This window comes from Zhongshania marina (assembly GCF_002915595.1).
Classification (GTDB): domain Bacteria; phylum Pseudomonadota; class Gammaproteobacteria; order Pseudomonadales; family Spongiibacteraceae; genus Spongiibacter; species Spongiibacter marinus_B.
Map to the genome: position 1 here is coordinate 202,273 of NZ_PQGG01000019.1, position 26,351 is coordinate 228,623.

Here is a 26,351-nt window from a genome sequence, read left to right on the forward strand (position 1 = left end):
AACCCTCAATTTAACTATATTGACAATATTAACAATAAATACTCATATTTAGTATCAATACAAAATTAAAGAGCGCTTTGCACGAGCCGGAATTTTATTCTCTGGCAAGAAATAATCGAACGAACCGCAGCGCGGCGGAGATCACGCACTTGTGCGTGCGACCAACAGGAATCGTAAATGAGCGAGTTTTACGCATAAAGGAACGATTGAGTAGATCCTGTCCTTTATGCCCAGTGGGTATTTATGCCCTGTGGGTACGCTAGCGAATCGAGCGCTTTGGCTACAATTTTGCCCACAATAAGCGATATACACGACGCTGGCAGAGGATGAAATAAAATTGCGCAAAGATCGCTTGAAGCAATTTCCTGGACAAAAAAAAGCCCAGCACAAGCTGGGCAAACTGCTCATAGAGCACCTAGTCAATTACTTTTTCTTCCAGAACTTATTTGGTGCTGGAAGTACGCCCAACTGGATGGCCACGTCACGGAAATTCCAATACGTATACTCTCTAACAACCTTGCGGTCCTTATAGCAATGGAAAGTCATGCCGCGCGTGTGTGTTGTCTTTCCTGTAGCAGGTAAACCCAAGAAATCGACATAGTGCTCAGACTTCCATACCCACTGCATAACGCCCCACTCATCATAAGAATGATCAGCGCCCTCTAGCGTATCTTTTGTCCACATATCCCATTCAGCAGGCTGATATTGAGGGGGCATTTGCAAACGTAACTGAGCGGTTCTATCACCCGCCAAACCGCCATCGTAACGAACCACATCAAAGTAATGTTTACCTACATTTGAATCTTTGTTAAACGGTAAAAACGCGTTATACAATTCTTCTTTATCAGTAATAGTTTGGAACAGAGTGATATCTTCAAAAACGAAATCATCTGCATAGTAATGAATAATTCCGGCAGCCCCCTCATTGAAGAATGTATCAATCCAATCCTCACCGGTGGACATACCCATACGCCCCTTACCTTTAAACCCCTTAACGGAGTCATCCGCCTCTGCAGCCGAGGACATACCAAACGCAACAGAAGGAGCCACACCGCCAACCATAATGGCCGCACCGGCCTTCTTAAGGAATGAACGGCGACCAGCCTTTTCACTCTCTTCTTTCGCTTGCTCCGCGAGCTTATGACCTTCTTCTAAATATCCAAGATGCATGTTTTTTACCTCAATTAATATCTTATGGTTATATATCTATATTGACCTTAAAATCAATACCAATAATCCACCAATAAAAGGCCGCTGTCAAATGAAGATAGATTGCTAATTCAGATAAATATACGTAAATATTTAAGCGCTTGAAATATCTTTAAATTTGCTTTCAATTGCCTGCACTAAATACAAAAAAGGCGACAAGCAAAAGCTTGTCGCCCTGTAACACTAACAACCTAAACTCTTACAAATCCAAAGGCTGAGTTAAAAGTGGTATTCCTGGAACGACAGAATTACCACCCGAGCCATTAAGGGCCTGAGTCAAGATCGTCCCCCCCCCATGAAAAAGTCTATAATTCCAGCAGGGTTTTCAAGCAACACAACAAAAAAACCAAATCCCCTATAAAATCAGAAATACAGGCATTTAAGACACACCAACCAACATTAGCTAGCTCAGAATACCCCAAGCTAGCCAACACAAAACATCTCTTACAACGGCTGATTTACCAAGGGGATGCGTGGTACCAGCGATATATCAGGCATAAGCAGCACACCCCCACTTGTTAGAAAGTCAAGTAGCCCAGCTGGATTACTAAACAAAACCTCTGTTAAAGGAATAACATCAAAAGCTACGGGAAGCGCCAGGTGCTGAACTGGACGTATAAGTGACTCAGGGTTTCCAGAAATTGGCCCCACCAAACCGCCAACCTGCCCAAGACCCGCCAAAGTTTTCTCAATAGGCAAATCAATTGCCGTCAAACTCATAGGCAACTCACCCAAAACAAATGGCAAAAAGGTACCCAAAACCGGCAAACCGCCAACCAACGGAAGGGAGCCGCCACCACCTAAACCACCCGTTGAAGGAAGACCACCACCCAGTAAACCGCCAATAATAGGCAAATCTTGGGCACTAGCCATACCAACCATGCCACTCAAAATAGCTGACGCAGCCAATCTCGTTAACATTTTATTTTTCTTCATAACAACCACTCCAAAAATTTGATTACCAATTCAGTCTACCCACCAACTGACCTACAAGTCAATAACGAATAATATTTGTTGCGAATAACTGGTAATAATTGTGACCCTGTTCGCACCACACCGCTATCTAAGTACCACTCAATAGTAATTTCAAGACGGAAAATTTAAGTCATTACACAAAATAAACACCCAACCCACTGATAAATAAAGAGTTAAAATAAATCCCTCTTATTTCTTCATAAAATATGGAACTTACTCTTTTGATTTGACACACCCTGCTATTGACTCTAAGATCAATAAATGCTCTCATTGAATCGGTGTCTACCGCATGTCAGAAGGCATACACAGGAGTAATGCAACTATGCAGAATTCTTGTATTTACTATATAACAACCTCATTAAGCGGGGATTTTTAAGCAATGAAAAACAACTACATAATAACGTTGTTATCGACGTTACCCTTTGTTCTAGGGGGAATGGCGTACGCGCAAGACGACATTACCCCTACTAATAAATCAAAAAGGAGCAGTAACCAACTTGAGGAGGTTGTAGTTACGGCCCGTAAAAAAACGGAAAATTTGCAAGATATTTCTGCAAGTTTGACCGCACATACAGGCGCAGCCCTAGACGCTATGGGTGTTGCCGACATCAAGGATTTAATGAATGTAACACCCGCCCTAACCGTTACGGAGATGGCGGCATATAGCTTAATATTCATTCGTGGTGTAGGCTCCGACTCATTTCAGGGGCCAATAGACTCAAGTGTCGCAACATATCTAGATGGCTTATATATAACACTGACATCGAACCAAGCCCAATCTTTAGGTAATGTGCAATCAGTTACAGTGCTAAAAGGCCCCCAAGGTACTCTCTATGGTCGTAATGCGGTAGGTGGTGCGATTGTAGTCGAAACAAAGAAACCCAGCTTTGAAGAAGTACAAGCAAACATCACCGTTGAAGGCGGGAATTACAACCTTCTAAAAGGTAAAGTTCATTTATCTGGCCCTGTAGGTGATAATTTCGCTTTAGGTATTTCCGGACTGTACACAAACCGGGAAACGTATATGATTTATACGCCCGACCCATCGCAAAAGCACTTAGATTACGATGATCGCGGCGTTAAATTTGAAGCTCGCTTAGCCCCAACCGACTGGCTTGAAGTAAACGCAAGCCATTATAAGATCCGCCATAGTTCTGGCGACTCTGCCCCGTTAACCAACGACACCCCCTCGCCCCTGTTCGCATCAGTAATCACTGGGAATCCCGACCCCTGGGAAACTGGCGTAGGAATAGAAGTTTTTACAGAGATGGAGTCTCAGGCATCCAAGCTTGAATTTGATATTACAAATCAGTATTTCAATACCAAGGCGATTTTCGGACACTCAGAAGCCACGAGCGGCGTTTACTGGGATTACGATATGGCCTATGAAAAATTACTGATCATCGAGGCGATCCCAAATACATCTGACACCGACTCCATCGACATCTCGTTCACCAGCTCTGACTGGGGACCATCGTGGTTAAGCTGGATTGCCGGTATCTATATTGAAGACACTTACAAAGATCAAACAACACCGATTTACGTTGATGCCCTAACACTAGGCCAACAGCTTATCGGACTCGACCCTAACCTCCTTAACGGTTTAGTTGAGTCGTTAGGGTTGGGAGCGCTTGGGCTTACTGGGCTGCCAGAAAATCCTGTTCACCTTTTACTATATGGAGGTGTAGATACCGACGCAAAAGCAGCTTTTGCTGAATTTGACATAGATATTACCGATTACCTATCTATTAAGTTTGGTGGTCGTTACTCTGACGAAACCCGAGTAATTCCGACTTCTACAGTAGACGCGCGAATTCAAAACCTACCAATCCTAGGCACCACCGATTGGGTAAGGGCATTTGATTATGAGGAAGATAGCGCCACGTGGACTGACTTCACCCCCAGCTTTGGTATCGACTTCGACTTATCTGATGATGCTATGGTCTACTACAGTTACACCACAGCATTTAAGAGCGGTAACTTCAACGGACTTAACATCAATGCACCCCCATCTAGAATTGAGCCTGAAGAAGCAGAGTCACATGAGGTTGGTATCAAGTCAGATTGGCTAGATGGTAGCCTTCGATTAAACGCTGCCCTGTTTTCCACCACAGTTGAAAATGGCCACGCTCAGATCCTATCGCTTACAAGCGGCGGTGTAACTCGCCTAGAAAATGCGGCGGAATACACCATCGATGGTGCCGAACTAGAAATGACCTACAACACTCCGATTGACGGATTAGTAGTGACTTTCTCTGGCACTTGGCTTGATGGCTCATATGACGACTATGAATGTACTAACTTCGATCCAGATACAGGGCTAGAAGCTACTTATGACTGCTCAGGGAACACCACTATTCGAACTGCCGACTTCTCCGGTGTAGTGGATGTGAGCTATCGCTTTGATATAGGCCGTCTTGAGAATGAACTTGGTTTAGGTGCTTACCACAACTCTGGTTTCTGGTTCGACCCAACCAATAACGTTCCTGAAGAAGCGTACACGAAAATTAACGCAAGATTTAGCGTTCGGGACACCAAAACGAACATGAAGCTATATGGTTGGGGCTCAAACCTTACCAATGAAGTTAGCCACATGCAGCGTTTCCGCCAAGACTTTGGTATTGGTGAGTCTTACGCTCGCCCACGGATGTGGGGTGTAGGTCTTGAATGGGAATACTAATTTCATATACTTAAATTAATATTTTTTGCCCGCAATAGCGGGCTTTTTTTTGCCCAACTCTTCTAGGCATTTCGACAATTTAAAAACAAGTTACATCATTTATTAGTGTCTATTACTGATCACAAAAGACGACCTACTAACTTAGGCACCCAACTGCCAAAAATGGGATGCTCCAAAAATATCAGTATTAACAAAAAACCCGAAAACCATAGATAGCTACTTTCTAATCGCAAAGTGCAATTCGCTATTGTTGCTAGAGTCGAAATAAATAAGCTCACCACCACTACGTTCTACCACAAAGGCGATCATCGCCATCACATTTGTTTCGTCATAGACATAGATATGGTGATGGCCGTCGGCGTCTTCAAAAGCCTGGAGGATATCTGCCTCCGTGTGATTATCGTAAACCTCATGGTTTTCAGTATTGAGGTATACATCGCGGTACTCATCCAAGGTATAAGCCCAGCGGTCATTCACATACTTATCAATTAATACTTCTGACGGGGTAAGCGCCCTTTTCCTGTCATAAGTATATTTCTTATTCGGAATAATCGTGTACACAATGCCACCAGGCCTTAACACCCTTAAATAATCCATTAGAGCCGCAATTGGATTTGAGGAATGCTCCAGCGAATGAGATGAAAAGACGGTATCTACACTAGCGGATGCTAGGCTAGCCAATGGTGGTTCGTTCGCGCCGAACACAATATCAACATCGACAAACCCTTCCTTGCGCTTGTGATAGCCGAAATAGCCTATTTTTTCCAAGGCATTCTTGGTCTGCTCTTTTGTTCCCACATCTGCATATCTAATCGAGGTAGCCTTTGGAAGAACCGCTGGCGCCGACAAGGCACCAATCTCTATACACTCCCCCCTACACAGCTTCGCAATGGTTTTATTTGGCTGCACTCGAATACCAAGTAAACCACGTAAGCACTTTTTCATTTCTATCCTCTGCCTTCAATAAATACAGGAATCAATTTCTTAGGAACGCGAGTAGATCTTTTACGTCGCCAACAAGTACTGGGCGAATCTACTGCCGCCCTGAATGGGCTAGAAAAACTCAATTACTAGTGCTGACTATTTTACAGCATTTATCCCTTATAACCCGAAGAGGTTTCAATCGTTTTCGCCGACAATAGCAAAGCGCTTGGAACACATACAGAGCTGGCCATCTTTGCGAAATATCACTGTTCCGAGTACAAAACATGACTCGTTCATCGATTGTGAGCAGGAAGGCTTCATCAATATGCCACTGGCTACCCCAATACACCCAGCAGCGCCTCCTACAACTTCAATGCATCCGGCAATCAGCAGAGCAAGCCTAGCAAATAGAGCCCCGTCTCGACGCTATCGTCGATAGATCCCAGTTCATCAATAATGCCTTGCTCGACAGAGTCCGCAGGGATTGATCTTCCTGCGCGCTGCTCTAATGTTGTCGGAGACCTTAAGTGACACACTGCGATGCCCATCACTAAGGGGGATAGTGTGTTTCAGTAACACCCTTTCGCAAATATGAGCGGCGCTGGTGCTGATTGCCCAGTATCTTGATACTCATAAAAAAAACGCTCACAGCACGAAGTGCTGCGAGCGTCAATGCTGAGCCATTAAAAGCCTGATTTGCGGCTTACCTGACGGACATCGCCATCTTCATAAATCGGCGACTGTATTCTCGGGCAACCCGCTCATAAACGACTGGGTCAACCTCAACACCCAACTGCTCAATATCAATCGTCGATGTACCGCTTGATCCTGCAAGGGCGGACAGCATATTAAGCGTATTGGCGAGACCTTCACCGATCTTCGAACCCGTCGACTGTATATCGTGAATGCGCACGTAAGCCTGCTCGGCTGCGATCAGAGGCTTCCGAGTAACAACCCGTGGGGTTTTACCCTTCGGCATACACTCGGTCTTACCAAACCGCTCCCAGCAATCCAGTTGCGCAGCAGGCATGAAATTAATATCACCGGTCACCATCATGCGGGTGTCGTGAGAAACCTCCGCCGTATCGTCACGGGTAAACATGGATTTCCTGCCCTTATCGCCCTCCGAGGATGCGAAAGCCACAACGAAATGCATCGCAACACCGGTGGCCTGCTTGGCATTCACTGCGCCGGTCAACAACTGATCCGAACTGTTTCCCTTAGCGGCTTTAAACGCCGACATCAAGCCGCCAGCCACACCAACAAAACGATTGTCCCAGACCGAATACCCAGACGGAGCAAACACCGCGTACTCACTTTTGTTGTAATCCCATTCATGAGGCGAGGGCTTACCGTTTGCCTGCAGCTCTCGATATTGCGCATTGTCCTGACCACTGATGACGTTATAGCCCGCCTCTACCAGAGCCTGTTTGGCATCTTGACAGATCACCGAGGTAAGGCGCTCAAGGGTGCTGTCATCAACCCCTTCCAGCACCATCTCTGAACTCACCTTCGCTTCTACACGAGTTTTGTCAGCACTTTCCCGGTAAAGTGCACCCGCCTGAGTAGAGGCGCCAGCGCGGGTTTTCTTGCCAAAAGCCACATTACAGCTGGTGATCATTACATTGCCACCACGCGGAAGCGTCGTACCATTTTCAAGTGCAACATACTCTGCCGCAACAGAGGCGGGATCAGTGCTCAGGCTAAGCGCTTCCTGCTTTTTAGGTGGCTGACTGCCACAGGCCACCAGCATTCCAGTCAAAACCAGCGCGCCGGACACCAAAGTCGTCTTATTCATCATCAAGTACCTTTCAATTCAGTTAACAAAGCAAGAGGAAGTCGCCCCAGAAAAACATCGAAGGCTACAAGAGGACACTATAAAGTCAGGGACAAACCCGTTCTCCCCCCAATGCAGGGGGGGTAGGTAGCTACATTGCTTTTGAACTTAAGAAGTAAGGTATGTAGTTACTGCGAGCTTGCCGTATTACTGCACTCGCACTTGGAGGCAGCGCGTCAACTCTCAACATACCTGCTTACAAATAAGAACGCCTGCTTCCATGCAGCCCCTGCTCCACGCAAGAGAGAGTCAGACAACAGAAATGCGCACGATTTACAAGGTTTGCAACTCTTTGCCCTCCTTCAATAAAAAGTACTGCGACGCAGCAACTCGTCCGCCGCCTCCGCAGCCACGACCTCAATTGCACGTAGACTGAGACCGAGCACGCGGTTCACATAACGCTAAAGAATCAGGGTTCGAGCGGATCATTGGCCAGCAGCAAGGCAGCCGCTGCCCCCACAAAGGCGACATGCTGCTTGTCACCTACCGGCATCATCAGGCTGACCAAACCATCGCCACTGCGATCTACCTGCACCAGCGGCTTACCGCCACGACTAATTTCATAGCTAACGGTATAAGGTGAGCGGCCAATATTGGATGACTGGCTACCGGCCACCTCATATTTAACGCCGTCAATAATCAGATAGCCCTGCATGGGTGCCGCCTCGCCACCACCCAAATCCAGCTGCCACTGTGGCCATTGCTTGTCTGCGCCGCGGGCTTTGCAGTTGAAGGTCGATGAATATGCTACCTGCTCAGACACTGAGAAACCGTTAGTGCCATCACCACGAGTCAACCCCGTTTTCTGGTCTTCAATGTAGCGATGCTGGCGACAACGAAGATCTGCCAAGGCGCCGGACGGCCCCAGAAGACGAAACTGCAATTCGGACTCATTGTCCTTGGCTACGGTACCGCTCTCCAATCTGTGTCCTTTGGCATCGTCGCTGCCCACCGATATCTGAACATCGGATGACGTGGTCACAGGCAAAGAACTCCAGACAGACTGCGCGGCAACATCCCCAGTAAAGGGGCCTACGGTCAGCGGCTGCTTGCGTATTCGCGCCCAGCTACCCGTTCCCGTTACCGAATAGCGTTCCACGTCCTTATCAATCCAATCCAATGGCTCAAGGGCCTTCTGTTGGGTGACAGCACAGCCGGTGACCACGACAGCCACCACAAAACACAGCTAAGCAGAGACGTACTTGCAATGACGATTATGCTTAAGGGATAGCATATGAAGCCTCTCAATCAGGTAAAAGCCGCTACTATGCACTGGAAACCGTTCATCGCCAATCCATTAAACGCAGTGAATACGGTATGCTCATTACCCACTGGCGAAACGGTCGCTCGCGAAATCCCTCGTCGACCAGCAAGGCAGCACTCTCCGCCATACGCTAGGCACCACTGCTGAGACGGAAACCCCGCTAGCTGAATGCGACAATATCTCAGTGTGGCAGCTATCAAATCGTGCCCGCAGGAAGCCATGTTCTAGGCGCACGCATCAGGTACACCTCAAGCCCTTGGTCGACACACCCTGCACCGCTAGATGCGTCTTGAACGACGGGTGGTATTCGTCTACAAATTAATAAAGGATAGTGTGCGCCGCGCGATGGTGCACATACGGCTGTGCAGAGACAACTCGGTGTTTCCCTGCAGACCGGCAATGGCAACATGGTCGCATCCCTGCGAAGTTATCCGCAGGCTCAGCTTAACAAGTCGAGCGGGTTACCCTGTAACCTCATCTAGCAGTCACGCATAGAGCCTGCCGTTACCAAAACAGCGCAGGAAAATGCCTGCTAGTTTCTGTCACTCCCACTCAATAGTCGCAGGTGGTTTGCTGCTCACGTCATAGGCAACACGCGATACCTGCTTGATCTCGTTGATGATGCGATTAGACACCGTTTCTAAGAGTTCATATGGCAGGTGCGCCCACCGAGCCGTCATAAAGTCGATGGTCTCTACTGCGCGCAGGGCGATTACGTATTCGTAGCGGCGGGCATCCCCTACTACACCAACAGATTTTACTGGCAGAAAAACGGCAAATGCCTGACTGGTTTTGTGGTACCAATCGGCGCGGTGCAATTCTTCCAAAAATATTGCATCGGCTTCGCGAAGAATGTCGGCGTATTCCTTTTTAACTTCGCCTAAAATCCGCACGCCCAAGCCTGGCCCAGGGAATGGATGGCGGTACACCATGTCGTAGGGCAGCCCGAGCTCAAGACCAATGCGACGCACTTCGTCTTTAAACAGTTCGCGAAGCGGCTCAACCAATTCCATTGCCATGTCGTCTGGTAAACCGCCAACGTTATGGTGAGATTTGATCACATGCGCTTTGCCGGTTTTAGACGCAGCAGACTCAATTACATCGGGATAAATCGTGCCCTGCGCTAGAAAGTTTACGTCTTTTAATTTAGTGGCTTCTTGATCAAAAATTTCTATAAAAGTATTGCCGATTAATTTCCGTTTTTTCTCTGGATCTGCTTCGCCAGCTAACTTGCTTAAAAAAGCCTCTTCGGCATCGGCGCGAATAACTTTCACACCCATATTTTTAGCGAACATGTCCATCACTTGATCGCCTTCATTTTTGCGCAGAAGGCCATTATCGACAAACACACAGGTCAATTGCGCGCCTATTGCTTTGTGCAACAGTGCGGCCACTACCGAGCTATCGACACCACCAGACAAACCAAGCAGCACTTTTTGATCACCAACTTGGGCGCGCACTTTCTCTACCGCATCTTCAACAATATTTGCCGGTGTCCACAGTGCTTCGCAAGCACATAATTTCAATACAAAGTGCTCGAATATACGCTGCCCTTGAAGGGTATGGGTTACCTCTGGGTGGAACTGCACTCCGTAGAACTGCTTCTCCTCACACTGCATCGCTGCAATTGGGCAAGATGGTGTAGAGGCCAAGACCTCAAAGCCTTCGGGTAGGCGAATAACCTTGTCACCATGACTCATCCATACGTCCAGCAAGGCTTTACCGTCTTTGCTATCAATGTGGTCGGCAATATCTGCCGTTAAAGCGCCGCTGGTTTCCAGCTTAATTTGCGCGTAACCAAACTCATGGACTGGCGATCCTTCTACTTTACCGCCCATCTGTTCGGCCATTGTTTGCATGCCGTAACAAATACCTAGCACAGGCACACCAAACTCAAATACTTTTTGGGGTGCGCGTGGCGATCCCTCTTGGGTTACTGACTCAGGACCACCCGCCAAGATAAAACCTGAGGGTTTAAACTCCTCGATGTCTGCATCATCGATATCGAAGGCGCGAATTTCACAGTACACCCCAATCTCGCGAATACGACGAGCAATGAGCTGTGTATATTGCGAGCCAAAATCTAGGATCAATATTCGATGAGCGTGGATATCAGGGATGGACACAGCAATTCTCTCAACAGGGTTCACAACAGATGTGAACGTAAATAAAACAGCAAACCCGCTGCGATAGCGGGTTTGTTAATTCGACACAAATACCACCCGCCTACTAGGTCGGGTAGTTTGGCGCTTCCTTAGTGATGCTTACATCATGGACATGACTTTCATTCATCCCCGCAGAAGTCACCCGTACAAACTGCGGTACACTGCGCATGGTTTCCATATCAATACTGCCGGTATAACCCATTGCCGAACGCAATCCACCCATTAACTGGTGAACGATGGCAGACAAAGGCCCCTTGTAGGCAACGCGGCCCTCAATACCTTCTGGCACCAATTTTTCTGCGCCGTCGTCAGCGCTTTGGAAATAGCGATCACTGGAACCTTGGGTTTTAGTCATCGCGCCGAGTGACCCCATGCCGCGATAAGACTTGTAAGTTCGGCCTTGAAACAACTCAACTTCACCGGGTGCCTCTTCGGTACCAGCGAACATTGAACCCATCATAATCGAGCTTGCACCGGCAACCACGGCCTTAGACAAATCACCAGAGAAACGAATACCACCGTCAGCAATCAAGGGCACGCCCGTGCCTTTTAAGGCCTCTGCTACATTGGCAATAGCACTAATTTGTGGAACGCCAACGCCCGTCACGATTCGAGTGGTACATATAGAACCGGGACCAATACCCACTTTTACCGCATCTGCACCCGCTTCAATCAAGGCCAAGGCCGCAGCACCAGTGGCTATATTGCCGCCAATCACATCGACTTGTGGATAACGTTCTTTAATCCAACGTACACGATTCAGCACATTCATTGAATGGCCATGCGCGGTGTCTACTACCAACACGTCTACACCGGCAGCAACCAGCGCAGCCACACGGTCATCGGTGTCGGCACTGGTGCCAACCGATGCACCCACCCGCAATTGACCAGAGCTGTCTTTACACGCAAACGGATAGGTTTGGGCATTATTCATGTCTTTAACGGTAATCATACCGGTAAGTTCAAAATCGTCGTTGACTACCAGTACTTTCTCAATACGGTGCCGGTGCAGCAGCTCACGTGCCACCGCCATATCAACGCCTTCTTTGACAGTCACAAGCTTGTCTTTCGGTGTCATCATGCTAGACACCGTCACGTCTAATTCTTCTTGAAAACGCACATCACGACTGGTGACAATACCTACCAAATTCCCTTTATCTAAAACCGGCACACCAGAAATTTTGTGGCGGCGACGCAGTTCAAATAGCTCACTCAAAGGTGCGCTAGCTTCAATAGTGATAGGGTCTTTAACAATACCGCTTTCATGCTTTTTAACAGCGCGCACTTCTTGAGCTTGCTGCTCAATCGTCATGCTTTTATGAATAATCCCGATGCCACCTTCCTGCGCCAAGGCAATAGCCAATGCGCTTTCTGTGACGGTGTCCATCGCAGCTGAAACTAGGGGAATATTCAACGATATATTGCGTGTCAGCTGGGTTTTTAGGCTGACGTCTTTCGCGGTAACTTCAGAGTAACCAGGGAGTAGAAGTACATCATCAAAGGTGAGAGCTTCTTGGGCAATGCGTAACATATTTTGATTCCGGTGCCTGTGGCTAGAATCCTCGCAATTTTAATTGATGGGCGCCCTTGAGTAAACCGATTCTTAGCGACCAAATCCCATATATTGGTATAATGCGCCGATGACTACACAAGAACCGCCACAAACACTCAGTGTCAGCCAATTAAACGGTTTGGCTAAACAACTATTAGAAGATTGCTTTTCGCAAGTAAACGTCAGCGGCGAGCTATCTACCCTATCTCGCCCCAGCTCTGGCCACTGGTATTTCACCCTCAAAGATGAACGCGCCCAAATTCGCTGCGCCTTCTTTAAGGGCCGCAATACGCGGGTCAACTTCTCTCCTGAACCGGGTCAGCAAGTTAATGTTCGCGGCAAAGTCAGCTTGTACGAAGGACGTGGCGATTATCAATTAATCGTCGACAGTATGCAGCCCGCTGGGGCCGGTGCACTCGCCCTAGCCTTTGAACAACTAAAACAAGAGCTTATGGCCGCAGGCTGGTTTGACGCCAGCAACAAAAAACCGATACCGGACACAATCCGGCACATTGCCGTAATAACCTCCCCCACTGGCGCCGCAATACACGACATCCTTTCCGTGCTTAAACGCCGCTGGCCGAGCATGCAAATTAGCGTTTTACCGGTATTGGTACAGGGCGAGCAGGCAGCACAGCAAATCGCCAAGGCAGTGCTACAGGCAAATATTTGGCACAGCCAAGGGCGCAAAGACTTTGATGTTATTTTAGTGTCTCGCGGTGGCGGATCCCTTGAAGACCTTTGGCCTTTTAACGAACGCATCGTCGCGGAAGCAATATACAACTCTGCACTGCCGGTCGTCAGCGCCGTCGGTCACGAGGTGGATTTTAGCATTAGCGACTTTGTTGCCGACGTTCGCGCCGCCACGCCCTCAGCCGCCGCAGAGCTACTTAGTCCGGACCAAAGTGAACTGGTATCGCAACTAAACTTGCTCAAAGGTCGACTTGCCAATAGCCAGCGTCGTCGAATCCGCCTTTGGCAGGAACAGCTCTTATCACTATCACGGCGCGTGCGTGACCCGCGCAGCCAATTGCGAGAGCAAAGCCAGCAATTAGACGATTTAGAAATACGCTTACAAAGACAGTGGCAGCAAGCCCAGCGCCAACGTAAGCAGCGCCTAGTATCTGCCAACCAGCAACTTGCGCTACTCAACCCAGAACGCCAGTTAAAAACGAAACAAAAGGAATTGAGCGCCCTGCGGGAAAGAATGCAATACGCGATTAAACAGCAGTTGCAGCGGCCGCGAATCGCACTAAAAAACATGGAACAACAACTTAGAGCCCTAGGACCTGAGCAAACACTCAACCGAGGCTACGCTATTATCAGCAATGACAGCGGCGCGATTGTCCGAGATGCGAGTGTATTAAAAAACGGGGAGTCACTACACGCCAAATTTAATCGCGGAAGTGCTGAGCTTATCGTTAAGAAATAGCCAAGCAGGTAGATATAGCGACAACAGAAAAGTTTGCTAAACGCGATTCTTATTTTGCCAATAAAAAATCTATATAGAGGCCTTATCAATATGACGCCAAAAAACAGGCGCCATACTAATATTAGCTCTGCCGTAAAAACTTAATAACTTTCTGGCAGCTTTCGCTTTATAACAATATGACGGCCGTCGACATCAATATATTCACCGATGGTGAGATCTTTCAAAATTCGGGCAACCATCTCCCGCGACGAACCAACCCGATCTGCAATTTCTTGCTGCGTCAGCTTTTCATCAATACGCATACTGCCGTCTTCTTCCGCTGGCTGCGCCAAGCTTGTTAGCACCTTCACCACACGGCCGTACACATCTTGCAGCGCCAAGCTTTTGACGTCATTGGTCAATTTACGGATTCGACGGGTAAGGTTTTTATTCAGAATACGGGTAATATTCGGATGCAGGTCTAAAATCGCCTTGAAATCTTCTTTATAAATAATGCGAACTTTACTGACTTCCATCGCCCGCACCGACGCGGAACGCTTATCGTCATCAAGCAGCGCGAGCTCACCAAAGTAGTCGCCATACTCAAGAATATTCAAGACAAAGTCTTTACCACCTTTATCACTGCAATAGACCTTAACGCGACCAGACTCCACCACATAAAGCGAATCGGCAACATCGCCTTCGTGTATTAGCACGGTGTTTTTTGCAAACTCCCGCACCACACTGGTGTCACGTAAAAGTTGAATTTCTTCCGGCATCAGACCGTCAAATAAATCGACGTTTTCGATACTCATTTCCACATTCCCCATGGGCGACAAAATGTGGAGAGACTATAGCATAGTTGCGTAAGTAGCTGTCTAGGAAGGATTTGGCTAGATGTCAGAAGTCGGATGTCGGACGCGTGCAATAAGGTTCTTCACACATCCGACGTCAGACGTCCGCCCCCTGAGTTACTCAGGCCTCATATGGGGGAATAACAACACATCACGAATTGACGGTGCGTCAGTGAACAACATTACCAAGCGATCGATACCGATACCCTCACCAGCTGTTGGCGGCAATCCGTATTCTAGCGCTGCGATATAATCAGCGTCGTAGTGCATTGCTTCGTCGTCGCCGCCTTCTTTTTCCGCAACCTGCGCCATAAAGCGCTCTGCCTGATCTTCAGGATCATTTAATTCCGAGAAGCCGTTTGCCAGCTCGCGACCACCGACAAAAAATTCAAAACGGTCGGTGACAAAGGGGTTATCGTCACTGCGGCGCGCCAGCGGCGAAACTTCAGTTGGGTATTCGGTAATAAACGTCGGCTGATCCAATTTATGCTCAACCGTTTCTTCAAAAATTTCGATCTGAATTTTACCTAGACCCCAGCTGTCTTTTACATCGACACCCAGCTTTTTCGCAATAGCGGTAGCTTGTGTCATATCAGACAGCTGTTCCGCCGTAATATCAGGGTTGTATTGCAAAACTGAATCAAACACCGACAAACGGGTAAAGGGCTTACCAAAATCGTATTCACTACCCTGATAATTAATGGTGGTAGTACCCAGCACTTCCTGCGCAGTATTGCGCAACATCGCTTCGGTTAAATCCATCAAGTCTTTGTAATCGGCGTAGGCTTGGTAGAATTCAATCATCGTGAACTCTGGGTTGTGACGTGTCGACAAACCTTCGTTGCGGAAGTTACGGTTAATTTCAAATACGCGCTCAATACCGCCGACAACCAAGCGCTTTAAATATAGCTCTGGCGCGATCCGTAAATACATATCCATACTTAGTGCGTTGTGATGTGTCACAAAGGGGCGCGCGCTGGCACCACCAGGAATCACCTGCATCATCGGTGTTTCCACTTCGACAAAATCGCGCTGCTGCAAAAAATTACGAATTGAGCTAATCATTTTGGAGCGAATCGCAAATGTGCGTCGTGAGGACTCATTCATGATGAGATCAACATAGCGCTGACGATAGCGAATCTCTTGGTCTTGCAGGCCGTGGAATTTATCAGGCAGCGGACGTAAAGATTTAGTCAGCAATGAGGTCTCTTTCATATAAACATAGAGATCGCCCTTGCCAGATTTATGCACGGGGCCGGTGGCTGAAATAATGTCGCCGATATCCCAGGTTTTAATTTCGTCGGCCAACTCTTCTGGAAATTGCTTTTTATCGACGTAAACCTGAATGCGCCCAGTCATGTCTTGCAACACCATGAACGGCCCGCGTTTGGCCATGATACGTCCAGCTATACTGGCTTGGCGATCTAAAGCCTCTAACTCTTCCTTGTCCTTATCGCCCAGCTCAGCCTGCAAACGGTCGGCATAATCCTCACGACGAAAATGATTTGGGAAGGCATTGCGTTTCTCGCGAATAGCCGACAATTTTGCGCGGCGCTCGGCAATAAGACGATTCTCTTCCTGAATTTGCTCTACTTCGTTGTGATTCTCAGACATTTTAAGTTCCTGGGTCAGGCGTCGGAAGTTTGACGCCGGACGTATTAAAAGCAGCGCGCTGCTTATTGGTATTTGAAAACTAAGACACCGATCTCAGTGCCGCACTTAACACTTGTACGAATTTTCCGTCAGGCGCCAGACTTCCGACACCCGACTTGGCCGGCTAAAGGCCAAATTTTAGACTTGCTTCAATAAATAAATCTAAATCGCCATCCAATACCGCGCCACAGTTGCTGGTTTGCACATTGGTTCGCAAATCTTTTATGCGCTGATCGTCCAGCACATAAGATCGAATCTGACTGCCCCAGCCAATATCTGACTTGCTGTCTTCCAACTCTTGCGCGGCACTATTACGCTTTTGCATTTCCAATTCGTAGAGTTTTGCCTTTAGCATTTTCCACGCGCTGTCGCGGTTCTGATGTTGCGAGCGCTGGTTTTGACACTGCACCACAATATTTGTGGGTACGTGGGTTAAGCGCACCGCCGAATCGGTTTTGTTGATGTGCTGACCACCCGCTCCGCTGGCGCGATAGGTGTCGGTACGCACATCAGCGGGATTTATATCTATTTCAATATCGTCATCAATTTCTGGTGAGATAAACACCGAACAAAATGAGGTATGACGACGATTGCCAGAGTCGAAAGGCGACTTGCGCACTAGGCGGTGAACGCCGGTTTCTGTACGCAACCAGCCAAAGGCGTATTCACCTTGAATATGAAGGGTCGCACTTTTAATGCCCGCCACTTCTCCATCTGACAATTCAACTAACTCTGCTTTAAAGCCGCGACTTTCACACCAGCGCAAGTACATGCGCAAGACCATATTCGCCCAATCTTGGGCTTCAGTGCCGCCGGAACCTGATTGGATATCTAAATAGCAATTATTGGGGTCCATTTCACCAGAGAACATACGGCGAAATTCTAAAGTTGCCAGCGACGCCTCTAAACGGTCAACGTCTACCTGCATACCGCTTATGGTATCGTCGTCACCCTCTTCTACCGCCATATCGAGCAGTTCGCTGCAGTCCGCAACCCCGCTGTCTAACTCGTCAATGGTCTCGACCACCGCTTCTAAGGACGCCCGCTCCCGACCCAACTCCTGGGCCCGCTTTGGATCATCCCAAACCTTTGGATCGCCAAGTTCAAGCTCTACCTCTGTTAAGCGCTCTTTCTTGTTGGCGTAGTCAAAGGTACCCCCGAAGCACGTCGGTTCTGTCGCTCATGCTTTTGAGGGATTGGCGTATGGCGTTTACTTCTAACATTAAGCAATATCCGGTCAGAGGTGGAAAAGGCGGGCATTTTACCTGATGCGAGGCACTGAGCAAAGCGTAGTCAATAAATGCTAGTAGCCTAGCAAATTACGGAAAATGCTTACTTTCTGCCCTAATCTGTCAGTGCCTGAATATGATCGACCAATAATTGCACCGACAAGCGCTCTCTAAATAAATTGCTATCGAGTTTATATATTAGCTTGACCTGCTCTGCCTGCGGATTGGGCCACTGGGCAGTGTCGATATTAAAGGCGATAGCGTCGATGATGTGCTGACCTGCATCTCCAGCCGCCGAGATTGGCGCCAGTACCATTTTCAAATGGCGCTCACCCACAATTCGCTGCTGAACCAAGCGAAAGCAACCATGAAATTTGGGCTCAGGAAAATTCTGCCCCCACGGCCCCGCGCTACGCAGCAACTCTGCGTGTTCAATAGAGAAATCCTCGGGCTGTAGCTCACCGTCACTATGAACCGCCGCCGTTAACTGCTCCTCAGTCGTTAATTCCGCGACAATGGCATCGAAGGCGTCGACAAAACGCGGGTAATCAGCCTTGGCCAAACTCAGACCAGCGGCCATTGCGTGACCACCAAATTTATTTAATAAACCGGGATGGCGTTTAGCTAATAGGTCGAGGGCATCCCGTAAATGCAGGCCCGGAATCGAGCGCGCGGAGCCTTTCATTTCGTTATCATCCGCGTCGGCAAAGGCAATAACTGGGCGGTAGTATCGATCTTTAATCCGCGATGCCAATATGCCTACCACACCCTGATGCCAGGTCGGGTCGTATAGGCAAATACCATTGGGAATATTGCTCGCGTCCAATTGCAAATGCGCTAAGACCCGCATCGCATCATCTTTCATGCTCTGCTCAATGGCGCGACGCTCGCGATTTAAATCGTCAAGCTCTGCCGCTAAATTCAGCGCCACGTCTTCGTCGTCGGTCAGCAAACAGCGAATACCTAAGCTTATATCGCCTAAACGACCCGCAGCATTCAAACGTGGGCCAATCGCAAAACCCATATCTGCCGCTACCAAGCGACTGGCATCTTTACCCGCAACGCGGAGCAAGGCCTTAATACCGGGACGGCACCGACCGGCGCGAATCCGTCTTAACCCTTGCGTCACCAGCACTCTATTTGTCTGCTCAAGCGGTACCACATCGGCCACGGTACCCAGTGCAACCAAATCTAATAGCTCCGCCAGATTAGCCTCGGGGCGCGCGTCAGAAAACCAAGCCCGCGCGCGCAACTCCGTGCGCAGAGCTAACAGCACGTAAAACATTACGCCGACGCCGGCGAGGGATTTTGCAGGAAACGAGCAACCATATTGATTGGGATTAACGATCGCAGCGGCGTCTGGCAAGGCATCACCGGGCAAATGGTGATCGGTGACTAAAACGGGAATACCGAGCTTAGCCGCTGCCGCCACCCCCTCGATACTGGAAATGCCGTTGTCTACCGTGACTATTAAATCTGGCTGACGCTCGGCCGCCACCGCCACAATCTCTGGTGTTAGACCGTAACCAAATTCAAAACGGTTAGGCACAAGATAATCAACATGCGCCGCGCCTAAAGCCCGCAGACCCAAAAGTCCAACACAGGTACTGGTCGCGCCATCGCAGTCAAAATCACCCACGATCAATAAGCGCTTCTGCGTTTGAATGGCATCGGCGAGTAACGTGCTAGCCTCTGCCAAGCCCTTCATTTCAGGCTTGGGAAGCTGCTCTAAACCAGTTTCAATTTCGCTGTCGCTGAGCACCCCGCGGGCGCCATATAACTTTTGCAACAATGGAGGAACCGCCGCAGAAAATGCTGTGGCGGCGGGTTTACGCAATATTATTTTAGGAAAATCAGTCACCGACTCAGGCGCGGACATTTGCAGCGATAAACGCGTGAACATCCCCAATTTTATTGTCGACGACTTCGTAGCGCTCATCCAAATCAAAGAGATCGCTCATGTGATGGGGCAGTGCCGGCGCTGTTGGGTAACCCGCTTTCATAACCGCATCAGGGAACTTCGCAGGGTGCGCCGTTGCCAAGGTGATCATTGGCGTATTGTCGTCGCGGCGGCATTCACGTGCCGCCTTCACCCCAATGGCTGAATGCGGGTCGAGCAGGTATTCGCTGGCATCATATACCGACGCGATAGTCTCAACGGTTGCCGCATCATCAACGCTGTAGCTATCAAACAAGCCACGCACTTTTGCAAACGCACTGTCAGGAATAGAAACCGTTTCCGTATTCATTCGCTCCATTAAGTCAGCAATTGCTGCGCCGTCACGGTCAAAACAGTCAAACAACATGCGCTCAAAATTACTCGATACAACAATATCCATGCTTGGAGACAGGGTGTGTTGCAACTCGTGCTTCTCGAATTTATTGCCACTGATAAAGCGGTGCAGAATATCATTCTGATTGGTCGCCACTACCAACTGATCTATTGACAAGCCCATGCGCTTAGCTAAATAACCTGCATAAATATCGCCGAAATTACCCGTCGGCACCGAGAAGCTCACAGAGCGATTTGGCGCGCCAACTGCGTAGGCGGCATAAAAATAATACACAATCTGCGCCATAATCCGCGCCCAGTTAATGGAGTTAACCGCCACCAACTGACGCCCTTCCGGCAAGAAACTCTGATCTGCAAAACTGGCTTTTACCATCGCTTGGCAGTGATCAAAATGACCGCGTAAGGCGATATTGTGAATATTGTCGCCGACAACGGTGGTCATCTGCCGACGCTGCACCTCAGATACACGCTGATAAGGGTGCAGAATAAAAATATCGATATTGCTGCAACGCTTACAACCTTGAATGGCCGCAGAGCCTGTATCACCAGAGGTCGCCCCCATGATGACGACTTTCTGCTGACGGCGTTCTAATACGTAGTCTAATAAACGCCCCAACATTTGAAGAGCAAAATCTTTAAACGCCAAGGTCGGCCCTTGGAACAACTCCAACACCCACTCATTGCGATCTAGCTGTACCAAAGGCGCAATTGCAGGGTGACGAAAATCCACATAGGTATCATCGATAATCGCTTTTAAATCTTCGTCTGGAATACAACCGCCGATAAAGGGCTGAATAATTTGGAAAGCCAAATCGGTATACGACAGCGACGACCACGCGGCAATCTGTTCTTTACTGTATTCGGGTAAGGTTTCAGGCACATACAAGCCGCCGTCTGGCGCCAAGCCAGTGAGCAAAACATCTTCAAAATTCAGGGCGGGCGCTTTGCCACGGGTGCTTATGTATTTCACGTAATTGTACTCATCGCTAATTGTTGTTTCAGTGCGCTCTTCAACACTAACGCACGTGCAAAGTCCAAAGTCGGACGTCGGACGTCGGATGTCGGATGTCGGATGTCGGACGCCCGACTTCAGACATCCGACCAAATCAACCTGCCAACGACTCAACGCGAATCCGCGTCACTTCACCGACTATGCTCTCTAGCCCTTCAATCTGAGTGACCGCTGCAGAAAGTTTTGCCTCTACAGTGCGGTTGGTCAGAATAATCATGGGCACTAAGTTGGCACCGTCGGCGGGTTCTTTCTGAATCAAGGCTTCGATACTGATGCCCCCATCACTTAAAATTTGCGCCACCTTGGACAGCACACCAGGCTTATCCACCGCAGCCATACGTAGGTAGTAGGCTGTTTCCACCGCATCAATAGGTAGCACAGGGTGTGCACTCAAAGATTCGGTTTGGAAGGACAAATACGGAACCCGGTTGCTAGGCTGTGCACTCAAGGTACGCGCCACGTCAATTATGTCGGCCACAACTGCAGATGCCGTTGGCTCGCCGCCCGCCCCTGCGCCGTAATAAAGTGTTGGCCCAACCGCATCAGACTGCACTAATACCGCGTTCATCACGCCGTTTACATTGGCAATCAAGCGTTTCTCAGGAATCAATGTTGGGTGAACCCGCAGCTCAATACCGTCGCTAGTGTCGCGGGCAATACCGAGGTGTTTAATACGGTAACCAAGCTCTTCGGCGTAAATCACGTCTTCCTGGGCGATACGGCTAATGCCCTCGGTAAATACCTTGTCGAACTGCAGGGGAATACCAAAAGCCAAAGACGCCAAAATAACCAATTTGTGGGCGGCATCTATACCTTCAACATCAAACGTCGGATCCGCTTCAGCGTAACCAAGCGCCTGCGCTTCTGCCAAGACATCGGCAAAATCGCGGCCTTTCTCGCGCATTTCAGACAGAATGAAGTTGCCGGTGCCGTTGATAATACCCGCCAGCCACTGAATTTTGTTACCAGCCAAACCTTCCCGCAGTGCTTTAATTATCGGGATGCCACCAGCTACCGCAGCCTCAAACGCAACCGTTACGCCCTTCTCGGTCGCCGCCGCAAAAATCTCGTTACCGTGCTCTGCAATCAAGGCCTTGTTTGCCGTAACAACGTGCTTGCCATTAGCAATCGCACGCAGCACCAATTCTTTGGCGACGGTGGTGCCGCCAATCAGCTCAACCAGAATATCGATTTCAGGATTATCCGCCACCGCAAACACATCGCGTTCTACGGCCACATTGCCAATATCGCAATTTGGATTATCGCGACGCATACCAACCTGCGTCACCACAATATCTGCGCCCACCCGTGCCGCAATCTCTGCCGCATTACGCGTCAATACCGCAAATGTGCCGCCGCCGACGGTTCCTAAACCACATATTCCTACTTTAACCGAATCCACCGCTGCTCCTTAAACGTCAGGTAAACCACTGGGCGCGTCGCTCGTGCTCCTCACGTCAATTAATACGTAGAGCACGAGAGTATTTTGTACCCGAAAGGGGTGCATTTTAGTCAAGCTGGGGCATTAAGGCTATGGGCTGTAGAGAATCAGCGACGTTTATTCTCACTCAAAGCCGTGTTAGAGGACACAAAGCGAAATACACAAGACCCATTAAGCCCTGAACTCCCAAGCAAAAAGCAAAGCTGCTTTCGCCACTATATAAATGAGATTGATTTGCATTTAGATTATTAACAAATATAATAGCCGCTTACCTCCCCCCCCGCACCTTATTTATGCAGCGAGATGATATGACTAACACCCTCCACCCCTTTAGCGCCGCAGTCGCCCTGCTGTCCGTTGGCATCGCTAGTTCTGCACTTGCTCAAACTGAGAGCAAGCAGATCAACACTGCAAAACCAAACAGGTCCACCGTTGAATATGTTCATGTTTATGGCGAACAAGGCCGAACCAATACCGCCACCAATCTTGATCTCACTATCTTCGAGACGCCGCAAACCGTCACCGCCGTTTCGCGCTCACAGATGAACGATTTCATGCTGGACAAAGCGAATGACGTTCTGGACTACACCCCTGGCGTCACCGTAGAAGAAGTCGAAACCCATCGCACTTATTACACCGCGCGAGGTTTCGATATTGTCAATTTTCAGTATGATGGCGTCGGCACTCCGTTTGCCTTTGGTCTAGTGCAAGGCCAAACAGATACCGCTATTTACGAAAAAATTGAAGTAGTTAAAGGCGCTGCAGGTTTAATCACCGGCTTGGCCAACCCATCCGCTACCATCAACTTCGTTCGCAAGCGCCCGACTGAAGATCTGCGGGCCAGCGCTAGAGCCTCGGTAAATGAATGGAATGGTTACCGTCTAGACGGTGACATCTCGGGAAGTTTCAGTGACGGCATTCGCGGACGCCTCGTCGTGGCTACCGAAGACACCGAGTCTTACCTCGACCGCCTAGAAGACAGTACCAATTTATTTTACGGCGTACTTGAGTTTGATCTCTCTGATAAAACCCAACTCACCATCGGCCACAGCTACGATCTAAATGCCGCCGACGGCATTTTGTGGGGCGCCCTACCGCTCATCTACTCTGACGGCCGCGCTACTGATTACGATGTGTCTACTAGCAGTGCGCCTGACTGGTCATTCCGAGACACCGAGCAAAATCAGAGTTTTCTAGAACTAAAACACCGGCTCAATGACATGTGGACCCTGAACGCGGTGTACACCCGTTCGGATATCGATATTAAGGCGGATTTATTTTATGTAGATGGCACACCAATGCCGGATGAATCGGGACTTGGCGCTTACACTGGCCGCTATTTGAACGGTGCAACACGAGATATCATCGACGTGTTTGCAAGCGGCTATGTCAGCGTGGCAGGACGTGAACATCAAGTTGTGGTGGGCTATAACCAAGCTGATGTAGAAATTACCGGCGCAGGTTTCGCCAACTTCACCACCGGCTACCCAACGCTAGGTTCAGACTGGGCACAGGGTAACTCTCCCCGCCCTGATTTCGTAGATTCAAGCGGCGACAGCGAGGTCGAGCAAGACCATCGCTCATTCTATGCAGCAGCTCGGATCAGTTTTAGCGATCAACTCTCGGGCCTTATTGGTGCCCGCAAGGCAGACTATAAACAAAGCGGTATCAGCTACGGCGCATCGGCGGAACAAGAAGCCAATAAGACCGTACCTTATTACGGCCTCACCTACCAAATCACCGACTCCCTAATGGCCTATGGCAGTTCGTCTGAAGTGTTTTCGCCACAAGTCTTTGTCGATTCGCAATTAAAACCACTCGGCGCAATCGAGGGCAAAAGTGCAGAGCTAGGCTTCAAAATGTCATTTAACAACGAGCTCGCAATTCTTACCGTAGCCGTCTTTCAATCAGAAATTGATAATTACGGCGTATTCATCGGAAACGATACGGATAGCGGTGTCGCCACTTACGACCCCAGAACCCAAGAAAGCGACGGCTATGAGATTGAAATATCAGGTCAGCTCAGTGCCGGTTTAAATATCAGTGCCGGCTATACCAAAGTTGATATTCAAGATGCTAATGGTGAAAAGGTTCCCTATATTCCCGAGCAAATGATAAAGGCCTCTGCCTCGTATCAAATTCCGAACCTTCCTAAATTAAAAGTTGGCGGCGTTCTTAAATGGCAAGACGACATCGCCACGGCTGCGGCGAACGCTAAACAGTCAAGCTACGCACTTCTCGACCTTCTTGTAAGCTACCAAATAAACGAAAATCTTAGTGCCGCGATCAATATTGATAATATTAGCGATGAAAAATATTACAACAGCCTCTACTGGGATCAGGCCTATTTCGGCGCCCCGCGTAATGTCAGTCTTTCGGTGAACTGGGAGTTATGAGCACTAAGCCTTCCCGTTGCTTGCGCCAGCAAATACTCGGGGAGCACTTTTTGATGCAGAGGCTATTTAATTAGCCTCTGCATTATTTTGACGTCATTAATTTTCAGACTGAGCAAGCGGAATCAGATTCATGCGCGCATTATTTACCATTCTTCACCGCTATCTTGGTTTAAGCATTGCGGTGTTTTTAATTATTACCGGGCTTACCGGAGCAATTATCTCTTGGGATCACGAACTGGATGAATTCCTTAATCCACATCTTTTAAAAACCTCGAGCCTCGGCACACCGCAAAGCGCCACCGCACTGGCGTACAAGGTTGAAAAGCAGTTTCCAGAGATACAAGTCACCTACTACGAAACCGCAACAGAGCCCGGTCACAGTTACTATTACTGGGTTGAACCGCGAGTCAATCCAGAAAATGGCGACTTGTACAAACCCAATTTTAATCAGGTTTACGTAGACCCAATTAGCGGCGACATTTTAGGTAAGCGTGAGTGGGGCGCGGTTTGGCCGATCAGCAGCGAAAATTTTATTTCTTTTCTCTATAAGCTACATTTCAGTTTGCACATTCCCGAATTTAAGGACATTCACTGGGGCGTGCTACTGCTCGGCGTTATCGCATTAATGTGGACCATCGACTGCTTTATCGGTTTTTATTTAACCCTGCCTCGCCGCCGTCAAACACGAAAATCAAACTCGCCTCACAGCAAACGCAAGCGATCCTATTGGCAGCGCTGGAAGCCAGCATGGCAAATTCGTCGCAATGCTGGCAACTACAAATTTAATTTCGATTTACACCGCGCCTTTGGCTTGTGGACTTGGGTATTATTGTTTGTCATCGCCTTTACCGGATTTTCGCTAAACCTTTATAGAGAAGTATTTTTCCCCTTGATGACCTTGGTCTCGGACGTTAGCCCTACACCTATCGACAGCCGCACCCCTACCCCACACCATCAACCCATAGAAGCAAATTTCGGTTTTGAAAAGGCTATCGCATTAGGAGCCGAGCAAGCCCGGCAACGCAACTGGAAATCCCCCGTCGGCAGCCTCTGGTACGCGAGAGAATTCGGCATTTATCGCTTAGAATTTTTTAGCGCAGAGGAAGGTCACGGTGCCGGCGGTGTCGGCCACAACGCCGTGTATATCGATGCCCAAACCGGCGAGCACCTAGGTGACTGGCAGCCTTGGCAAGGCAGCACCGCCGACTTATTTGTGCAAGCACAATTCCCACTGCATTCTGGCAGAATTCTCGGCCTGCCCGGTCGTATTCTAATTTCTATTATGGGCGTAGTAGTCGCCATACTAAGTGTCACGGGAATCATTATTTGGTGGCGCAAAAGACAAGCCCGAATCTTCGCCCGAAAGCAGCAATCGCAATATCTGCCTAGTGAGCTGTCCGCAAAGATTGCGAACACCAGCGCACCTTAATAAGTAGGCTTCATATAAACGCCATAG

General features: G+C 48.8%; 17 protein-coding genes. 4 read left to right on the top strand and 13 right to left on the bottom strand.

The window, feature by feature from the left end; genetic code table 11:
* Positions 1-423: 423 nt before the first annotated feature.
* Entirely contained in the window at positions 424-1,170 is a 747-nt protein-coding gene (locus C0068_RS08765) for a nuclear transport factor 2 family protein (protein WP_103684111.1), read from the bottom strand.
* Positions 1,171-1,653: 483 nt separating this feature from the next.
* Positions 1,654-2,145 (bottom strand): hypothetical protein, encoded by a 492-nt coding sequence (locus C0068_RS08770; RefSeq protein ID WP_103684112.1) that lies wholly within the window; start codon positions 2,143-2,145, stop codon positions 1,654-1,656.
* A 475-nt stretch (positions 2,146-2,620) separates the two neighbouring features.
* On the opposite strand from C0068_RS08770, the gene C0068_RS08775 reads away from it, so the two are divergent.
* A complete protein-coding gene (locus C0068_RS08775) occupies positions 2,621-4,864 on the top strand; it encodes a TonB-dependent receptor (protein ID WP_269844893.1) in 2,244 nt (747 codons plus the stop codon).
* Between the two features lie 216 nt (positions 4,865-5,080).
* On the opposite strand, the gene C0068_RS08780 is transcribed toward C0068_RS08775, so the two are convergent.
* The 5 genes from C0068_RS08780 to guaB form a co-directional block, all read right to left on the bottom strand.
* On the bottom strand, positions 5,081-5,809 hold the full coding sequence (locus C0068_RS08780) for a methyltransferase domain-containing protein (RefSeq protein ID WP_103684114.1): 729 nt from the start codon (positions 5,807-5,809) through the stop codon (positions 5,081-5,083).
* A gap of 682 nt (positions 5,810-6,491) precedes the next feature.
* Positions 6,492-7,589 carry a hypothetical protein gene (locus tag C0068_RS08785; protein ID WP_146047865.1) on the bottom strand — a complete coding sequence of 366 codons (1,098 nt, stop codon included), beginning with the start codon at positions 7,587-7,589 and terminating at the stop codon, positions 6,492-6,494.
* A 445-nt stretch (positions 7,590-8,034) separates the two neighbouring features.
* Positions 8,035-8,790, bottom strand: a complete 756-nt coding sequence (locus C0068_RS08790; RefSeq protein ID WP_146047866.1) for a hypothetical protein — start codon at positions 8,788-8,790, stop codon at positions 8,035-8,037.
* 641 nt (positions 8,791-9,431) lie between these two features.
* Positions 9,432-11,015 carry a glutamine-hydrolyzing GMP synthase gene (gene guaA, locus C0068_RS08795; RefSeq protein ID WP_199176141.1) on the bottom strand — a complete coding sequence of 528 codons (1,584 nt, stop codon included), beginning with the start codon at positions 11,013-11,015 and terminating at the stop codon, positions 9,432-9,434.
* Between the two features lie 103 nt (positions 11,016-11,118).
* Positions 11,119-12,585 (bottom strand): IMP dehydrogenase, encoded by a 1,467-nt coding sequence (guaB, locus tag C0068_RS08800; protein ID WP_103684117.1) that lies wholly within the window; start codon positions 12,583-12,585, stop codon positions 11,119-11,121.
* A gap of 109 nt (positions 12,586-12,694) precedes the next feature.
* Here guaB and xseA point away from each other — a divergent pair, with 109 nt between their 5' ends.
* Positions 12,695-14,038, top strand: a complete 1,344-nt coding sequence (gene xseA, locus C0068_RS08805) for an exodeoxyribonuclease VII large subunit (RefSeq protein ID WP_103684118.1) — start codon at positions 12,695-12,697, stop codon at positions 14,036-14,038.
* Positions 14,039-14,178: 140 nt separating this feature from the next.
* Here the strand turns inward: xseA and C0068_RS08810 are convergent, their stop codons facing one another.
* The 6 genes from C0068_RS08810 to C0068_RS08835 form a co-directional block, all read right to left on the bottom strand.
* A complete protein-coding gene (locus tag C0068_RS08810) occupies positions 14,179-14,832 on the bottom strand; it encodes a Crp/Fnr family transcriptional regulator (RefSeq protein WP_103684119.1) in 654 nt (217 codons plus the stop codon).
* Positions 14,833-14,988: 156 nt separating this feature from the next.
* Positions 14,989-16,485, bottom strand: coding sequence for a lysine--tRNA ligase (gene lysS, locus C0068_RS08815; RefSeq protein WP_103684120.1), 1,497 nt, complete (start codon positions 16,483-16,485; stop codon positions 14,989-14,991).
* A gap of 163 nt (positions 16,486-16,648) precedes the next feature.
* Positions 16,649-17,747 (bottom strand): peptide chain release factor 2 gene (gene prfB / locus C0068_RS08820; RefSeq protein WP_103684121.1). Its coding sequence is split into 2 segments (ribosomal slippage): positions 16,649-17,671 and positions 17,673-17,747, totalling 1,098 coding nucleotides; the frame shifts between segments, so codons are not numbered across the junction.
* 121 nt (positions 17,748-17,868) lie between these two features.
* On the bottom strand, positions 17,869-19,692 hold the full coding sequence (gene recJ / locus C0068_RS08825; RefSeq protein ID WP_233208778.1) for a single-stranded-DNA-specific exonuclease RecJ: 1,824 nt from the start codon (positions 19,690-19,692) through the stop codon (positions 17,869-17,871).
* Positions 19,619-21,016, bottom strand: a complete 1,398-nt coding sequence (thrC, locus tag C0068_RS08830; RefSeq protein ID WP_103684122.1) for a threonine synthase — start codon at positions 21,014-21,016, stop codon at positions 19,619-19,621. Before thrC ends, recJ begins: the two co-directional genes overlap by 74 nt.
* A 136-nt stretch (positions 21,017-21,152) precedes the next feature.
* Positions 21,153-22,460 (bottom strand): homoserine dehydrogenase, encoded by a 1,308-nt coding sequence (locus C0068_RS08835; RefSeq protein WP_103684123.1) that lies wholly within the window; start codon positions 22,458-22,460, stop codon positions 21,153-21,155.
* A 347-nt stretch (positions 22,461-22,807) separates the two neighbouring features.
* On the opposite strand from C0068_RS08835, the gene C0068_RS08840 reads away from it, so the two are divergent.
* Together C0068_RS08840 and C0068_RS08845 are read left to right on the top strand one after the other, a co-directional pair.
* On the top strand, positions 22,808-24,895 hold the full coding sequence (locus C0068_RS08840) for a TonB-dependent siderophore receptor (RefSeq protein WP_103684203.1): 2,088 nt from the start codon (positions 22,808-22,810) through the stop codon (positions 24,893-24,895).
* A 130-nt stretch (positions 24,896-25,025) separates the two neighbouring features.
* Positions 25,026-26,324, top strand: a complete 1,299-nt coding sequence (locus tag C0068_RS08845) for a PepSY-associated TM helix domain-containing protein (RefSeq protein ID WP_103684124.1) — start codon at positions 25,026-25,028, stop codon at positions 26,322-26,324.
* Positions 26,325-26,351 lie beyond the last annotated feature (27 nt).

What these genes read in the sequence shown, in the direction of transcription:
- C0068_RS08765 (WP_103684111.1), bottom strand. Translation starts at nt 1,170, where the DNA reads ATGCATCTTGGATATTTAGAAGAAGGTCATAAGCTCGCGGAGCAAGCG.
- C0068_RS08770 (WP_103684112.1), bottom strand. Translation starts at nt 2,145, where the DNA reads ATGAAGAAAAATAAAATGTTAACGAGATTGGCTGCGTCAGCTATTTTG.
- C0068_RS08775 (WP_269844893.1), top strand. Translation starts at nt 2,621, where the DNA reads ATGGCGTACGCGCAAGACGACATTACCCCTACTAATAAATCAAAAAGG.
- C0068_RS08780 (WP_103684114.1), bottom strand. Translation starts at nt 5,809, where the DNA reads ATGAAAAAGTGCTTACGTGGTTTACTTGGTATTCGAGTGCAGCCAAAT.
- C0068_RS08785 (WP_146047865.1), bottom strand. Translation starts at nt 7,589, where the DNA reads ATGATGAATAAGACGACTTTGGTGTCCGGCGCGCTGGTTTTGACTGGA.
- guaB (WP_103684117.1), bottom strand. Translation starts at nt 12,585, where the DNA reads ATGTTACGCATTGCCCAAGAAGCTCTCACCTTTGATGATGTACTTCTA.
- xseA (WP_103684118.1), top strand. Translation starts at nt 12,695, where the DNA reads ATGACTACACAAGAACCGCCACAAACACTCAGTGTCAGCCAATTAAAC.
- C0068_RS08810 (WP_103684119.1), bottom strand. Translation starts at nt 14,832, where the DNA reads ATGAGTATCGAAAACGTCGATTTATTTGACGGTCTGATGCCGGAAGAA.
- lysS (WP_103684120.1), bottom strand. Translation starts at nt 16,485, where the DNA reads ATGTCTGAGAATCACAACGAAGTAGAGCAAATTCAGGAAGAGAATCGT.
- recJ (WP_233208778.1), bottom strand. Translation starts at nt 19,692, where the DNA reads ATGAGCGCTACGAAGTCGTCGACAATAAAATTGGGGATGTTCACGCGT.
- C0068_RS08840 (WP_103684203.1), top strand. Translation starts at nt 22,808, where the DNA reads ATGACTAACACCCTCCACCCCTTTAGCGCCGCAGTCGCCCTGCTGTCC.
- C0068_RS08845 (WP_103684124.1), top strand. Translation starts at nt 25,026, where the DNA reads ATGCGCGCATTATTTACCATTCTTCACCGCTATCTTGGTTTAAGCATT.